Origin of the sequence: Pseudomonas sp. Sample_22 (assembly GCF_004307635.1) — a bacterium.
Lineage (GTDB): Bacteria > Pseudomonadota > Gammaproteobacteria > Pseudomonadales > Pseudomonadaceae > Aquipseudomonas.
This window is the reverse complement of the sequence record NZ_RCNY01000025.1, coordinates 1-15339: the sequence shown is the minus strand read 5'-3', so window position 1 is coordinate 15339 and position 15339 is coordinate 1. Positions and strand designations below refer to the sequence as shown.

At 61.5% G+C, this 15339-nt stretch carries 10 protein-coding genes; 3 read left to right on the top strand and 7 right to left on the bottom strand.

The window, feature by feature from the left end:
* Positions 1 to 39: 39 nt before the first annotated feature.
* From D8U73_RS06585 to D8U73_RS06565, 5 genes are all read right to left on the bottom strand, one after another.
* Positions 40 to 1026 (bottom strand): lysylphosphatidylglycerol synthase domain-containing protein, encoded by a 987-nt coding sequence (locus tag D8U73_RS06585; RefSeq protein ID WP_056855865.1) that lies wholly within the window; start codon positions 1024 to 1026, stop codon positions 40 to 42.
* On the bottom strand, positions 1013 to 2305 hold the full coding sequence (clsB, locus tag D8U73_RS06580; RefSeq protein WP_130904016.1) for a cardiolipin synthase ClsB: 1293 nt from the start codon (positions 2303 to 2305) through the stop codon (positions 1013 to 1015). The genes D8U73_RS06585 and clsB overlap by 14 nt, the downstream gene beginning before the upstream one ends.
* A complete protein-coding gene (locus D8U73_RS06575; RefSeq protein WP_056855863.1) occupies positions 2302 to 3099 on the bottom strand; it encodes an endonuclease/exonuclease/phosphatase family protein in 798 nt (265 codons plus the stop codon). Before D8U73_RS06575 ends, clsB begins: the two co-directional genes overlap by 4 nt.
* Positions 3096 to 4022, bottom strand: a complete 927-nt coding sequence (locus D8U73_RS06570) for a DUF72 domain-containing protein (protein ID WP_130904015.1) — start codon at positions 4020 to 4022, stop codon at positions 3096 to 3098. Before D8U73_RS06570 ends, D8U73_RS06575 begins: the two co-directional genes overlap by 4 nt.
* Before the next feature lie 198 nt (positions 4023 to 4220).
* Positions 4221 to 5423, bottom strand: a complete 1203-nt coding sequence (locus tag D8U73_RS06565) for an MFS transporter (protein ID WP_130904014.1) — start codon at positions 5421 to 5423, stop codon at positions 4221 to 4223.
* A 189-nt stretch (positions 5424 to 5612) separates the two neighbouring features.
* Between D8U73_RS06565 and D8U73_RS06560 the strand changes: the two genes are divergently transcribed.
* Positions 5613 to 7706 (top strand): mechanosensitive ion channel domain-containing protein, encoded by a 2094-nt coding sequence (locus D8U73_RS06560; protein ID WP_130904013.1) that lies wholly within the window; start codon positions 5613 to 5615, stop codon positions 7704 to 7706.
* Positions 7707 to 7875: 169 nt separating this feature from the next.
* On the opposite strand, the gene D8U73_RS06555 is transcribed toward D8U73_RS06560, so the two are convergent.
* Positions 7876 to 12180: a DEAD/DEAH box helicase gene (locus tag D8U73_RS06555; protein ID WP_130904012.1), complete on the bottom strand. Its 4305-nt coding sequence runs from the start codon at positions 12178 to 12180 to the stop codon at positions 7876 to 7878.
* Between the two features lie 317 nt (positions 12181 to 12497).
* Here D8U73_RS06555 and D8U73_RS06550 point away from each other — a divergent pair, with 317 nt between their 5' ends.
* Positions 12498 to 13382: a sugar nucleotide-binding protein gene (locus D8U73_RS06550; protein WP_130904011.1), complete on the top strand. Its 885-nt coding sequence runs from the start codon at positions 12498 to 12500 to the stop codon at positions 13380 to 13382.
* On the top strand, positions 13375 to 14304 hold the full coding sequence (locus D8U73_RS06545; RefSeq protein WP_130904010.1) for an NAD-dependent epimerase/dehydratase family protein: 930 nt from the start codon (positions 13375 to 13377) through the stop codon (positions 14302 to 14304). Before D8U73_RS06550 ends, D8U73_RS06545 begins: the two co-directional genes overlap by 8 nt.
* 158 nt (positions 14305 to 14462) lie before the next feature.
* Here the strand turns inward: D8U73_RS06545 and D8U73_RS06540 are convergent, their stop codons facing one another.
* Entirely contained in the window at positions 14463 to 15161 is a 699-nt protein-coding gene (locus D8U73_RS06540) for an OmpW family outer membrane protein (RefSeq protein WP_056855856.1), read from the bottom strand.
* Positions 15162 to 15339 lie beyond the last annotated feature (178 nt).

Below are 15339 nucleotides of genomic sequence, written 5' to 3'. Positions count from 1 at the left end.
CGGGCAAGCCCGCGATGGCGTCAGTCCAATCACAGCAGATCACTTGGGTTTCTTGGCAATCCGCAGCGACTTCGCCTTGGCTTCCACCAACAAATACATCACCAACGTGATCAACAGCGGCAGCAGAAAATAGATCGCCCGATAGGCCAGCAACCCCGCCACCAGGCTGCCCCGTGACGCTTCATGTTGCAGCAGCGCGACGAACACCGCTTCCAGCACACCAAGCCCGGCCGGGATGTGCGTGATGACCCCGGCGATGGCACTGATCAGCAACACTCCAAGCACCAGCGGATAATCCAGTTTGCTCGGCAGCAAGGTAAAGATCACCGCGGCCATCAGTGACCAGTTCAAGGCACCCAGGCACAGTTGCAGGATTGCCATGCGCAGCGATGGCAAGTTGATTTCCACACCGCGAATCGACCACTCGCGGCGGCTGGAAAAACGGCAGGCCGCGAGGTATCCGGCACTCGCCAAGAGCAACAACACGCCCACCGCCTGCAATGCACCGCTGCTCAATTTCCAGCCTGGCGGCATCCGCACCAACCCACTGCTGAACACTACGCCGGCGATCAGCATGTAGCCGAACCAGTTGGTCGCCAGGCTCAGGCCGAGAATCTTGGCGATATTGCTCTTGCTCACCCCCAGTCGCGAATACAGACGATAACGCATGGCGATGCCGCCCACCCAGGCGCTCAGGTTGAGGTTGAAGGCATAGCTGATGATCCCTACCGGGAGGATCTGTTTCCACGTCAGGTCCTGGCGGATGTAAGTGCGGCCGATCAGGTCGAAACAGGCGTACACCAGAAAACTCACCACGGTCAGGCTGGCCGCGATAATCAGAGTACGCACCTTGAAATCAGCCAGGGTTTCGAGCACTTCGGCCCATTCGATACGCTGGGCGAACATCGTCAACAGGACGATCAGCGCCAGAAAAAACAGCAGGGTCAGCGGTCTTTTCCAACGGCCCAGACGCGATTTGGCCGGATGCTCGGCGTGGGGCGCCGCGGGTGCTTCAGTGCGGCTCATGTCGATCGCTCCCGGTCGGTGGGGTGAACGCTTTCAGACGAGGTTTGTGCGCGGGCAGCCACCCGGCCCAGGCGGGGAAATGGCGCAGGAAGTGGAACACCAGAAAGCCCACGGTCATGTGCCAGATTCGGCCGCGCGGGGCCTTGTCCACGGACATGAACTTGCAGTGGTTGTCACTGAGATCTTCCAGGCGTTCGTAAAGTACGCGGTTGAACGTTCGATCGCGGATCAACACGTTGGCCTCCAGGTTCATCGACAGGCTCAACGGGTCGAGGTTGCTGGAGCCGACGGTGCTCCAGTCTTCGTCCACCAGCGCGACTTTGCCGTGCAGCGGACGGTCGCAGTATTCGTAGATTTTCACCCCGGACTTGAGCAGGTAATCGTAGGTCATGCGCGCAGCGAGCTTGGCCATCAGGACGTCCGGCTGCCCTTGCAGGATCAGGCGCACGTCAACGCCACGGCGAGCCGCGTTGCGGATGTCGCGCAGCAAACGATAGCCAGGGAAAAAGTAGGCGTTGGCAATTACCACGCGACGTTTTGCCGTGCGCAACACCTCGCGGTAAACCTCTTCGATGTCGTTGCGGTGATCACCGTTGTCGCGGTGTACCAGGCGCACCTGACCATCGTGATCGCTGACCGCCAGTTCCGAGCGGCGCTGCCTGCGGCGTTGCCACCAGTACTTGGCGTGCACCGGTCGGCCGCATTGCAGCAGGGCAAAATGGTGAATGTCCGCCACCGCCGGGCCTTGAACTTCCACCGAATAATCCTGCTTGGCTTCAGGACCGAAATCGGCCAGATGGTCAGCGGAAAAATTGATCCCTCCGATGAAGGCAATGGTCCCGTCCACCACCACGATCTTGCGGTGCAGGCGGCGGAACCAATTGGTGCGGATGCCCAGGCGCTTGGGGGCCGGGTCGAACATTTGCAAATGCACGCCAGCGCTGCTCAGGGCAGTGAGATACCCAGTGCTCAGTTCGCCACAACCAAATCCGTCCAGGCTGGCGGTGACGCGCACGCCCCGTTGCGCTGCTTCGATGAGCACCTCCTTCAGTTCATCGCCGACCTTGTCTTCAAAGACAATGAAGGTTTCCAGAAGGATTTCGGTTTTCGCCTGGCGCATGGCCTCGAACACCCGGGGGAAATAGGCTTCGCCGTTTTCCAGCAACTCGACGCGGTTATTGCCTTGCCAGCGGTATTCGACATCGACGGTTGCAGGCTGGCTAATGGGGGGCGCGGCAATCGGCTGCACAGTGGTTTTTTCCATCGGTGAAGTACTCATAGCTCTATCTCCACCGACAAGGGGGCGTGGTCGGAAAGGTGTGACCAGGGGCGAGTGGTGAGCACTTGCGGGTGGCTGGCCTTGAGGTTGCGCACGTAGATGCGATCCAGGCGCAGGGCCGGCAGGCGTGCCGGAAAACTGCGCGCCGGTTTGCCGTGATGCTGGGCGAACACTTCGCGCAGACCACAGGGTTTGAGCAGGGCATCGGCGCGCTGGCGCCAATCGTTGAAATCGCCGGCGACAATCACGGGTGCATCACCTGGCAGTTGCGCCAAACGCTGGGCGAGCAATTTGAGTTGCTCATTGCGGTGGGATTCACGCAGGCCCAGGTGCACGCAAATCGCGTGTACCTCGGGACCTTCACCGGGCAGGCGCAGGGTGCAATGCAGGATGCCGCGATTCTCGTGGCCGCTGATGGACACGTCGAGGTTGTCATGGCGAACGATCTGGAATTTCGACAACAGCGCGTTGCCGTGATCGCCCGCCGGATAAACCGCATTGCGTCCGTAGGCAAACTGCGGCCACAGCGTGTCGGCAAGGAACTCATATTGCGGCATCGCCGGCCAATTGCTGTAGCGTTTGGGATGCTGTTCGTGAGTGCCGTGAACTTCCTGCAAAAACACCACATCGGCGGCTACACTGCGCACCGCTTCGCGCAACTCCGGCAGAATGAACCTGCGATTGAGTGCGGTGAAACCTTTGTGCGTATTGACCGTCAGCACCGTAAACCGGTGCACGCTGGTGTTGACGCTTTCTTGTTCGTCCGTCACACCGATTGGCTCGGAAATGCTCATGGCAGCACCCCTTCGGCGGCAGTTTCTCCGGGAGCGGTGAGCAGGTGTTTGTCGAGATCGAAACGTTCCAGCAGGCGGCGCGCGTCGTAGGGCGCGTGAACCTTGATGTCATTGTCGAAGTAGCAAAACACTTCGCGGGACTTACGTGCCTTGGGCTTCTGTCTGGGCGCGATCAGATGCGGATCCTCCGGTTGCCGACCGTGATGCCAGGCTTCGATCCGGTCCCCCCAGCGCTTGAGCGCCTGCGCGGTATAGCCGCTGGCGTACAGTTCTTCGGCACCGTGCAGGCGCAGGTAGACGAAGTCGCTGGTGATGTCTTCGCGGTAAGGCCACTTACCGGCGGTGTCGGCGATCACCAACGCGGCGTTATAGCGCTTGAGCAGGCGAACGAAGGCCGGGTCGATGAAGCTTTCGTGACGAATTTCCACCGCGTGGCGCAGCGGCTTTTTTCCATGGGCCTTCAAACTGGCCGGGCCGTGCAGGTGCGAGTCGTGCTCGTGGGCGAGGGCGGCTGCTTGCTGGGTATCGTGGGGAAGCTGATCGAGAAAGGTTTCGAACAGTTCGGCATCGAATTTGAAGTTGGGCGGAAATTGCCAGAGGATCGGCCCCAGTTTTTCCCTGAGCTCTAGAACTCCGGAGGCGAAGAAATTGGCCAGGGGCTTGTGGATGTCCCGCAAACGCTTGATGTGGGTAATGAAACGCGGGGCTTTAACGCTGAAGATGAAGTTCAGTGGGGTTTCGGCGTACCACTGGGCGTACCGGTCAGGCCGCTGCAGGGCGTAGAACGATCCATTGATTTCGATACTGTTGACCGCCCGCGACGCGAACTGCAGTTCACGTTTCTGGGGCAAGCCCTTTGGGTAGAAATCGCCCCTCCAGGGCGTGTAGCGCCAACCTGAAATGCCGATGTGAATCGCCGCCATGTCGCCTCCCGTCTGAATGCCCCCGATCTTTTGATGACTGCGGGCAAGCGGCGAAAGTTTCGACGGAACTACCGACGGTTCATTTCTTTAAATTGACCGGTAGGAGCGAGGCTTGCCCGCTAAGGCGTCATAACATTGAACATCAATGTCGCCAGATCCGGCGCCTTCGCCGGCAAGCCTCGCTCCTGCAAGGGAATATCAGTGACTGGGGACGACCCGCGTCGAGCTTTCGGCATACACCGGGCCGAGGCGATCCAGGCGGCCGCTCCACGCCGTCAATGCCAGCGCCACCAGCACCACCAGCCCACCGATCCATGCGGTATGGATCAAGCCAATGTGTGCAACGATCAAACCGCCACCCCAGGCGCCGCCGGCGATACCGAGGTTGAACGAGGCGATGTTCAGGCCCGATGCGACGTCCACCGCATGGGGGGTGTGATGTTCGGCCTGTCGCACCACGTACACCTGCAAACCCGGCACATTCCCGAAAGCCACGGCGCCCCAGACCAGCACGGTCGCCAGCGCCAACCAGGGATTGCCAGCGGTAAATGTCAGGATGAACAGTACTGCGGCGAGCAAGGCGAAGATGATTTTCAAGGCGCTGATCGGGCCGCGTTTGTCGGCCAGTTTACCGCCCCAGATGTTGCCGACCGCCACCGAGATGCCATACACCAGCAATACCAGGCTGACGGTGCTGGCACTGAAACCTGCGATGTCCTGAAGAATCGGTGCCAGGAAAGTGAAGGCAATGAACGAACCGCCGTAACCGACCGCCGTCATCGCGTACACCAACAACAGGCGCGGTTGCTTGAGCACCTGCAATTGCTGCAACAATGAAGCCGGTTTGCTGTGGGCAATGTTTTTCGGCACATAGAGCAGGCTGCCAATGAACGCGATCACGCCCAGGGCCGAGACGGCGAGAAAGGTTTCACGCCAGCCGAAATGTTGGCCGATGAACGTACCCAGCGGCACGCCGGTGACCAGGGCCACGGTCAGGCCGGTGAACATGATGGCAATGGCGCTGGCGGCTTTTTCCTTGGGCACTAGACTGGTCGCGATGGTCGAACCGATCGAGAAAAACACCCCGTGCGCCAGACCGGTTACGATCCGTGCCAGTATCAGCGACTCGTAACCCGGCGCTTTCCAAGCCAGCAGATTGCCAAGGGTAAACAGCACCATCAGCGACAACAGCAACAATTTGCGCGGGACTTTGCTGGTCAGGGCAGTCAGCACCGGGGCGCCCACGGCGACGCCCAGCGCATACAGGCTGACCAGCAGGCCGGCCGACGGCAGGCTGACGCCGAGGTCGGCGCCGATGGTAGGTAGCAGGCCAACGATGACGAACTCGGTCGTCCCGATGGCGAAGGCGCTGAGGGTCAGCGCGAGCAAGGCAATAGGCATGACTGCAACTCCGGTGGGTTGATTTGATGGAGCGCAGTGTCGGGGTTTGGGTTGTGCGGAAAAATACAGGGATGAGCATTTGATATTTGTCTTCAACGCAAAGATCGCCGAGCCGATGGGGGCCAGCGCCGAACTAGTCCGTCATTTGTCGATCAGTTCCTTACAGTCTTATCCAAAGGAGCGGATGCCTTGATCAAGCTCAAGACCGCGATGTTACTGGGGGCGTTGCTGTTTGTGGGCAGCGAGGAACTGGAGGCGGCGGCCGTTGCGGGTCTGCCCGCAAGTGCCACTGCAGCGACACCACCGGCCCACCCTCAACCGCTGGTTCAGGGCGGCTTGCTGGGCGCCATCAGTTCCAGCATTGACGAGGTGCAGACCAGGCTCGACCTCAATGAAAACCTGGTCGACGCCTGGCGTCTGCGCGCTGATCGCGCCGCGGACGAGGTCGATCAGCTGGTCAATCATCCATCCGCTCGTTCGAGCTGGAGCGTGACTGGGGATTTCCTGTTGCTGACCTTGGTCTGGGCCGCAGTTTTTGGCTCATTCTGGTTGCTCGGCAAATGGTCGGCGCAACGCCTGTGTGAACATCGGTTACTGCTCAGTCGTGAGCGTGGACAAGCGTTGCTGGGCTACGTGCTGCCCTACGGCATCGCCGCCCTGGTGAGCCTGCCGCTGACCATTTATGCCAGTCAGTTTCTACCGGTGTCGGCGGGGCGGGCGCTGGCGTTGTGCTTTGCCTATGCCACCAGTAGCGGCGTGTTCGCCGCGTCGTTGGTGATGTCACTGGTGGTGCTGTTCAACACCGGTCACAAACGTCGCGCAGTACAGATCATTCGCCAGCACAGTCCGCGTCCGTTGTTCGGGATCGGTTTTCTCGTCGCACTGAGTGACGCGCTGACCAGTCCGCAGATCGCTCATCAGTTGGGCAATAATCTCACCAGCAGCATCGCAGTGTTTACCGGTCTGGCGGCTTCGATTTCCTTTGGTCTGCTAGTGGTCCGCATGCGTCGACCGGTCGCTCAGCTGATTCGCATCCTGCCGCTGGCCCAACGCCGCAAACAGCCGGCGTTACGTGAAACCCTGCGGATTTTTTCCGGGCTCTGGTATTGGCCGATTCTGTTGATGGTGCTGGTTTCGATCATCAACCTGATCAGCGTCAGTGCAGACAATCAGCAGGTCCTGCGCAGTGCACTGTTCACTACGATACTGCTGATTGCCACGGTGTTCCTGAGTACCACGCTGCATCACCTTTTCAAGTCGCGCAGTGAAACGGACGTGCGCCGCAGCAGTGCCTACAAACAGCGTTTTCTGAGCCTTTCCCACGCCTTGCTGCGCATCGCCATGGCCATTGTCTTCATCGATATTCTCGGGCGCATCTGGGGCGTATCGCTGTTCGATTTTGCGGTGAGCAATGCGGTCGGTCGGGCGATCAGTGATTCGCTGAGCCATATCGGCCTGATCTTCCTGATCACCTGGATGGTGTGGGTGGTGCTCGATACGGCGATCCAGGAAGCGCTGAAACCACCGGCCAATAAACGCTCGGCACGCCAGCCCAGTACACGGGTGAAAACCATCCTGCCGCTGCTGCGCAATGCGATCAAAATCATTCTGGTGGTGATCTGCGCGATCACCACCATGGCCAACCTGGGGATCAACGTCGCGCCGTTCCTGGCCGGTGCCGGGGTGATCGGCCTGGCCATCGGTTTCGGTTCCCAGCAACTGGTGCAGGATGTGATCACCGGATTGTTCATCATCATTGAAGACACGCTGTCCATCGGCGACTGGGTGGTACTCGATTCCGGCCACGCCGGTACGGTCGAAGGTTTGACCATTCGCACCTTGCGCTTGCGCGATGGCAAGGGGTTCGTGCACTCGGTGCCGTTCGGCCAGATCAAGGCAGTGACCAACCAATCGCGGCAATTTGCCTACGCGTTCTTCTCGGTGCAGTTCACCTACGACACCGATGTCGACAAGGCCATTGAGCTGATTCGCGAGGCCGGGCATTCCATCAGCGATGACCCGTTCCTCAGGTACAACCTGCAAGGGCCACTGGACGTATTTGGTGTCGACAAAATGGACCTCAACGGCGTGGTGCTGACGGCGCAGTTCCGCACCGTGTCGGGAGGTCAGTACGCGGTGAGTCGAGCGTTCAACCAGCGTTTGAAAAAGCTTGTGGATAACAGCCCATGGGTGCACTTCGCGCAGACTTATCCACAGCAGGTTTTGTTGCCCAAGCGCCGGCAGGAGGATGAGGAGATATCGGATCAGGTTCGGATTCCATAACTGCGCCCCAACAAATCTTTTGTGGCGAGGGAGCTTGCTCCCGCTGGGCTGCGCAGCAGTCAATGATCGTTCCCACGCTCCGCGTGGGAATGCCTCACCGGACGCTCCGCGTCCGCTTCCGGGACGCAGAGCGTCCTTGGCTGGGTTCCCACGCGGAGCATGGGAACGATCAGCGTCTTATCAGTTTATTGCGAACCTCTGCACCCGCCTGCTGATCCAGCTCCCGCCAAAAAACCTGCTTGCCGGCAATCTCCGCAGCCACCGGCAATCCATCCCGATACACCAGCCGATTACTTGCCAGCGCCGGCACTTTCGCCCCTGGCAGCAGCGTGCCGGCAAGGTTCAGCGGATCGACCCCGCACACCGCGATCAAGCTGCCGTCATGGGGCCGGCGGCGCACCTCGCGCAACAGAGGAATCGCCTCGGGCAGCGCAAATTGCTCGCCCGCCAGGCCACTGACAAAGCGTCCGCCGCGAATCTCACCGCGTGCTTCCAGGCGATGGAAAGTGCGCAACAATTCCCGCCAGCTCGGCAACCAATCCGCTTCCCGTTCGAGCAACCGCCAGAACACTACGCCGTAGCGGCGCAACAAGGTCATGGCGATGTGTTCCAGCGTGTCGGCGGGTGTTGGCGCCGGGCGCAGGTTATCCACAACCGCGGCGCCGGCACCCCGCCTGAGCAACGCCCAGCGCCCGGCGTCGTCCATGCCCCCGACGAAGGCCCCGCGGCCGCGTCGGCTGCTGCGGTTCTGCCGCTTGCTGGCCGGGGTGATCAATGCGCGCAGACCGGCAAAGCTGTCGGCGTTTACCAGTCCGGCGCCGACCAATTCCTGCAAGGCAATTTCCAGTTCCGCGCGCAGCAAGTGCGCTTCATGAGTCAGCTCATCAAAAAACAGTGCGCCGTGCTGGCTGAGGGCGGCGTGAACCTTTTGCGTTTTCGGCGACAGTTCGTCAATCGGTGTTTGTTCGGCCAATTCGCTCCAGAGCCCGACCCGGTTGCGTGGCAATAACACAATCGGTGTGCTGCGCAGGGCGGCGCTGGCGTTTTTGTTGTGCGCGGTGAGACGAGTCCACACCAGTTTGCCGCTGCGGCACAGTTCATCGAGCCAGGTCGGCGAATAGTCCTTGATGCGCGCCGGGAGGAGGTCGCTGTCCCAGGCTGAAGCGGCGGCGGGGTAGCCTTCGAATTGCGCGGCGATTGCCGGCAATACCGCATTGCCCTGACCTTGGGTAGCGCTGGACAGATGCTGCCAGTCGAACAGAAACCGCATGAAGTCCTGCAACGCCACCGGTTCGATTTCCCGGCGCAGACGCTTGACCGTGTAGCGGTGAATCCTCGCGAGCAGATGCCGTTCGCACCATTCGTCGTCGGCGCCGCCCGGGGTAAAACGACCACGCAGTACGTAGCCTTCGCGCTCCAGTTGCGCCAAGGCCTGCGTGACTCGATCAGGCGGTAAACCGAGCGGTTCGGCAATCGCCTCCAGCGGCACCGGGCCAAAAGCGCTGAGCCGCGCACGAAGCACTTCCAGCAGGGCGGCATCCGCTTCCCAGGGTTCATCAAAGCCCGGCAACGCTTGCAGGACCGGCCAGCATTCGGCCTGTGGATAAATCGCCCGCAGGCAAGTGAGGCGTTCCCGCGCCAGCCACAGAGACTGATTGATTTGGCAGGCGCGGCCGCTGTCGGCCAGGGTTCTCAGCCAGTCGAGCCAATTCGGATTGGCCCGGGCCTCGGTGTCGGTGATGCACGCCAGGCTCATCAGCGCCTCGTGCATTTCATCGACGTTCCCGGGGGCTGGCCAGGCTTCATCGCCCACAGCGGCAATCGCCTCGACGTCCAGTGCGCCGAGGTCGTCGGTGGATTGCGGATCGCTCCAGCGGCGGTTGAGCACCGCTTGCGTGCGTCGTTCCTCCAGCGGTGCATCGTCGAGAAAGGTGTAGGGGCGGGCGCTGAGGATTTCTGCGGCCAGCGGCGAGGGTGCCGGCAAGTCGCGGCTGATCAGGCGAACGTCGCCGTGCTCCATGCGCCGCAGCAAGGCCAGCCAGCCTTCACTGTCCATGGCTTCGTGCAGGCAGTCGTCGAGGGTTTGTTCCACCAGCGGATGGTCGGGAATGTCCCGCTCGCCAGCGAGGTTTTCCACGCAGGCGATCTGGTCGGGAAACACGCTGGCGATCAAGTCTTCGCTTTTCATCCGCTGAATCTGTGGCGCGACTTTACGCCCGCCGCTGAAGCGCGGCAGGCCCAGGGCAACCCCGGCATTCCAGCGCCAGCGCACGCCGAACAGCGGCGCGTCGAGCACCGCTTGAATCAGGATGTGCTCGGCGCTGTTGCTGTGCAGGTAACGCCAGACGTCGTCCAGTTCAAAGCTGTGGCTGGTGGACAGCGACAATACGATGGCGTCTTCGCTGGCGGCGGCCTGCAATTCGAAGTTGAAGGTGCGACAGAAACGCTTGCGCAGGGCCAGGCCCCAGGCGCGGTTGATGCGACTGCCGAATGGGCTGTGGATGATCAGTTGCGTGCCGCCGGACTCGTCGAAAAAACGCTCCATCAACAGCGTATCCTGCGACGGCAGGGCGCCGAGGGTCTGGCGCGCCCGGGCCAGGTATTCCACCAGTTGTTCGGCGCTGGCCAGGTTCAGACCGAGGGTGTTCGTCAGCCACTCGATCGCGGGTTGCAACTGGCCCGGCGTAGCGCCCAGCAACCCATCGAGGTGCGCCTGCAAACGGGCCACCGCCTTCGATAATTCGGTGCTGCGTGCTGGCGCTTCGCCGAGCCAGAACGGAATGGTCGGCGGCTGGCCCTGGGCATCTTCGACCCGCACCTTGCCGGTTTCCACGCGCAGGATTCGATAAGACGTATTGCCCAACTGGAAGACATCCCCGGCGATGCTTTCCACTGCAAAGTCTTCGTTGACGCTGCCGATGTTCAGCCCTTGAGGTTCGAGCAACACGCTGTAGTCGGCATTGTCCGGAATGGTCCCGCCGCTGGTCACCGCCGTCAGTTTCGCCCCCCGGCGCCCGCGCAGGCTGCGGGTCACGGCGTCGCGGTGCAGGTAAGCGCTGCGAATGCCCTGGCGTCCGTTGTAGCCTTCGGCAAGCATCCGCAGTAGCGCCTGATAGTGTTTTTCGTCGAGATCGGCATAGGGTGAGGCGCGGCGCAGCAGGTCCAGCAACGCTTGTTCCTGCCATTCCTGGCAACTGACTTCGGCGATGATCTGCTGCGCCAGAACGTCCAGCGGTGCCACGGGGATCAGCAAGGTATCGAGCTCGCCCCGGCGAACGCAGTCGAGCAGCGCGGCGCATTCGATCAAGTCGTCGCGGGTGGTGGCGAACAAACGGCCCTTGGGCGTGCCGCCAACCTGGTGTCCGGAGCGGCCAACCCTTTGCAGAAAGCCGGAGATCGACCGCGGCGAGGCGATCTGGCACACCAGGTCGACATCGCCGATGTCGATACCCAGTTCCAGCGATGCCGTGGCGATCAACACTTGCAGGTCGCCGCGCTTGAGCCGCTGCTCGGCGTCGAGACGGAATTCCTTGGCCAGGCTGCCGTGGTGGGCGGCCACGGCTTCTTTGCCCAAACGTTCGCTCAAGTGCCGGCTCAGGCGTTCGGCCAGGCGCCGGGTATTGACGAAAATCAGCGTGGTGCGGTGATCCCGGGCGAGGGCGGCGAGGCGATCATAGACCAGCTCCCAGACATCATTGGCCATCACCGCCGACAACGGCACGGGCGGCACTTCGATATCCAGGTCCCGTGGGCGGGCGTGGCCGATGTCGATGATTTCACAAGGTCGGTCGCGCCCCACCAGAAAGCGCGAAACCGCGTCGATGGGTTTCTGCGTGGCTGACAGGCCGATGCGCACCAGCGGTTCGACGCACAGCGCCTGCAAGCGTTCCAGGCTCAAGGCCAGGTGACTGCCGCGTTTGCTGGCGGCGATGGCGTGGATTTCGTCGACGATCACCGTGCGCGTGGTGCCGAGCATTTGCCGGCCGGAATCGGAGCCGAGCAACACATAGAGCGATTCCGGCGTGGTCACCAGGATATGCGGCGCGGTTTTGCGCATCGCCGAGCGGTCTTTTTGCGGAGTATCGCCGGTGCGTACGGCGGTGCTGATCGAAAGTTCCGGCAGGCCCATCAGGCGCAATTGTTCGGTGATGCCGGCGAGCGGGTTTTGCAGGTTGATGCGAATGTCGTTCGACAGCGCCTTGAGCGGTGAGACGTAGACCACCAGGGTTTGATCCGGCAGGCCTTCAGGATTGTCCAGGCCCCGGTGCACCAGATCGTCGATGACCGCGAGGAATGCGGTGAGGGTTTTGCCCGAGCCCGTGGGCGCCGCGATCAACGTCGAGCGGCGCTGGCGAATCAACGGCCACGCCCGGGCCTGAGCGGCGGTGACCGCAGCAAAGGTGTGACTGAACCAGGCGCTGACGGCGGGGTGGAAGCCGTCCAGGGCACTGTCTGCGGGGATGGGCAGGTTCATGTGCTGATTTATGCGGGCGGGGCAGGGAAGATGCAAGTACCGCTCGGTTTATCAATTCCTCCCCTGTGGCGAGGGAGCTTGCTCCCGTTCGACCGCGAAGCAGTCGCCAGCAATCTGGGGCCGCTTCGCAGCCCAGCGGGAGCAAGCTCCCTCGCCACAGGGGGGGGGCGAGTTGAAGTCCCGGACATCTACACTTTACGGATGACGGTTGCGCACTAAACCCGCAAAATGCAACGATTCCGGCAACCATCAATGGCATCGCCCGCGGGCGTTGTCCATTCAGCCATTGTTTTTACCAGACTGGGCCTGCTGACTTTATGCGAATGCGCCTTATGTTACTGGGCGGCGGAAATGCCCTTGGGCAGGCGCTGATTCGCCTCGGTGCAGAGGAAGACATCGGTTTCCTCGCCCCCCGCCCGCCGCAAGACGGCTGGGATGCCGCGAGCCTGACGCAACTGCTCGACGACACCCGTCCGGACGCGTTGATCAACCTCGCCTATTACTTCGACTGGTTCCAGGCGGAGGCGGTCAGCGAACAACGTCTGGCCGGGCAAGAGCGCGCAGTCGAACGCCTGGCCGAACTGTGCCAGCACCACAACATCGTGCTGCTGCAGCCTTCGAGCTATCGCGTGTTCGATGGCTCCCGCGCCACCGCCTACAGCGAAAAAGACGAACCGGTGCCGCTGGGCCTGCGTGGTCAGGCGTTGTGGCGAATCGAGCAGAGCGTTCGCGCTACCTGCCCGCAGCACGTGCTGCTGCGCTTCGGCTGGCTGCTCGATGACAGCACTGACGGCAGCCTCGGCCGTTTCCTCGAGCGGGCCGAGCAGCCGGATGAATTGCTGTTGGCCGACGACCGTCGGGGTAATCCGACGCCGGTCGACGACGCCGCCCGGGTGATCATTTCGGTGCTCAAGCAACTCGACTGCGCAGCGCCGTTGTGGGGGACTTACCACTACGCCGGGCATGAGGCGACCACGCCGCTGGCGCTGGGGCAGGCGATCCTCACCGAAGCGCGGGCGTTGCATCCGCTGGCGCTAGAAGCACCGACCGCCCAGGCCCATGCCGCGCGGCCGGACGCCGCCGAAGAACCGCAACATGCGGTGCTGGCCTGCAAGAAAATTCTACACACCTTCGGCATCAAGCCACGCGCCTGGCGTGCGGCACTTCCCGGACTACTGGACAGGTTCTATCGCCATGGCTGACGGCCCCGTTTTAATCACCGGCGGCGCCGGTTTCATTGGCTCGCACCTGACCGATGCCTTGCTCGCCAAGGGCTATTCGGTGCGCATCCTCGATGACTTGTCGACGGGCAAGCGCAGCAATCTGCCATTGGATAATCCGAAGGTCGAACTGATTGTCGGCGACGTCGCCGATGCCGCGCTGGTGACACGGACCATGGCCGGTTGCAGCGCCGTGGCGCACCTGGCGGCAGTGGCATCGGTGCAGGCTTCGGTGGACGATCCGGTGAAGACCCACCAAAGCAATTTCATCGGTTCGCTGAATGTCTGCGAAGCCATGCGCCAGTCCGCGGTCAAACGGGTTGTGTTTGCCTCCAGTGCGGCGGTGTACGGCAACAACGGCGAAGGTGAGTCGATCGATGAAGACACAGCAAAATCACCGTTGACGCCCTACGCGTCAGACAAACTGGCGAGCGAGCACTACTTCGATTTCTACCGGCGCGAGCATGGTCTTGAACCGGTGATCTTTCGCTTCTTCAACATCTTCGGTCCGCGTCAGGATCCGTCCTCGCCGTACTCCGGTGTGATCAGCATTTTCAGCGAGCGCGCGCAGAAAGGCCTGCCGATCACCGTGTTTGGCGACGGCGAGCAGACCCGGGATTTTCTCTACGTCGAAGACCTGGTGAAACTGCTGGTGCAAGCCATCGAAAAACCTCAGGTTGACGTTGGCGCGGTCAACGTTGGCTGGAATCAGGCGACCAGTCTCAAGCAATTGCTGACCGCACTTGAAAGCGTGGTCGGCGAGTTGCCTGCCGTGAGTTACGCCCCGGCACGTTCCGGTGACATCCGCCATTCACGGGCGAACAATCGGCAATTGCTGGAACGTTTCAAAGCTCCCGCGCAAACGCCGTTGAACGTTGGCCTGGCGCGGCTGCTGGGGCAATAGAAAAAGGCGCCTGTTACAAGGCGCCTTCTGCATATCGTTCCCACGCTCTGCGTGGGAATGCCTCAATGGACGCTCTGCGTCTGCTCTTGGGACGCGGAGCATCCCTGGCCGCATTCCCAAGCGGAGCGTGGGAACGATCTTCACCACCACGTGAATCCTTAGAATTTATAACCCAGACCGACCATGTAGATGAACGGATCGACATCCACGTTCACCCGTGCCCGGGTGCCCGGTGCAACGGCGTTGTTCTCCACGGTCGCGCGGGTGTCGATGTCAATGTAGCGCACCTGGGCGTTGATCATCACGTTGTCGGTCAGCATGTAGTCGGCACCAACCTGCCAGGCCATGCCCCAGGAATTGCTCGCCTTGAAGTTGCTGAAACCGGCGGCACTGGCCTGGCTGCCCACGTGCTCGTCGTAGATCCAGGTGTAGTTGATACCGGCGCCCACATACGGCTGGAAAGCGGACTTCCCGTCCAGTGGGTAATACACCACGCTCAAGGTCGGCGGCAGGTGTTTGAGCGTACCGAGTTTGCCGTTGGCGGCGCTCAGCGCGGTGTTCTTGAGTTTCACGTCGTGCTCGAACGGTGTGGCCGCGAGCAGTTCGATACCCCAGTTGCTGGTCAGCATGTAGGCAACGTTGAGGCCCAATTGCGTGTCGCTGCTCATGGTCGCCTTGCCGCCCAGGTCGGCGCCGCTCAGCGGGCCTTGATCGACCTTCACGGTGGAGCTGTCGGCTTCCGGGTTGACGGTGATCGCGCCGGCGCGAAGGATGATGTCGCCCGCCTGGTGGGCGTGGGCGAGCGGGGCTGCGAGCGCGAGGGCGACCAGCGATGCGCCGAGCAAAGACTTGTTCATGGGGGCTCCAAAGGACGTTAAAAATGTTCGATGTCCAATGGTAAGTTGCCTAACGATTCGGTCTTTTGATGCAGCTCAATGAAACAGTGGAAGGTCTGGCTTTTGTGGAATGTCTGAGGATCTCTTCGCGGGCAAGCCTCGCTCCTTGTATGTTGACCCTGAGTCCAAAGAGAGAGGT

Excerpts from the sequence above, each read along its gene's own strand:
- D8U73_RS06570 (WP_130904015.1), bottom strand. The coding sequence starts at position 4,022 with ATGGCGGCGATTCACATCGGCATTTCAGGTTGGCGCTACACGCCCTGG.
- D8U73_RS06550 (WP_130904011.1), top strand. The coding sequence starts at position 12,498 with ATGCGAATGCGCCTTATGTTACTGGGCGGCGGAAATGCCCTTGGGCAG.
- clsB (WP_130904016.1), bottom strand. The coding sequence starts at position 2,305 with ATGAGTACTTCACCGATGGAAAAAACCACTGTGCAGCCGATTGCCGCG.
- D8U73_RS06565 (WP_130904014.1), bottom strand. The coding sequence starts at position 5,423 with ATGCCTATTGCCTTGCTCGCGCTGACCCTCAGCGCCTTCGCCATCGGG.
- D8U73_RS06540 (WP_056855856.1), bottom strand. The coding sequence starts at position 15,161 with ATGAACAAGTCTTTGCTCGGCGCATCGCTGGTCGCCCTCGCGCTCGCA.
- D8U73_RS06555 (WP_130904012.1), bottom strand. The coding sequence starts at position 12,180 with ATGAACCTGCCCATCCCCGCAGACAGTGCCCTGGACGGCTTCCACCCC.
- D8U73_RS06585 (WP_056855865.1), bottom strand. The coding sequence starts at position 1,026 with ATGAGCCGCACTGAAGCACCCGCGGCGCCCCACGCCGAGCATCCGGCC.
- D8U73_RS06575 (WP_056855863.1), bottom strand. The coding sequence starts at position 3,099 with ATGAGCATTTCCGAGCCAATCGGTGTGACGGACGAACAAGAAAGCGTC.
- D8U73_RS06545 (WP_130904010.1), top strand. The coding sequence starts at position 13,375 with ATGGCTGACGGCCCCGTTTTAATCACCGGCGGCGCCGGTTTCATTGGC.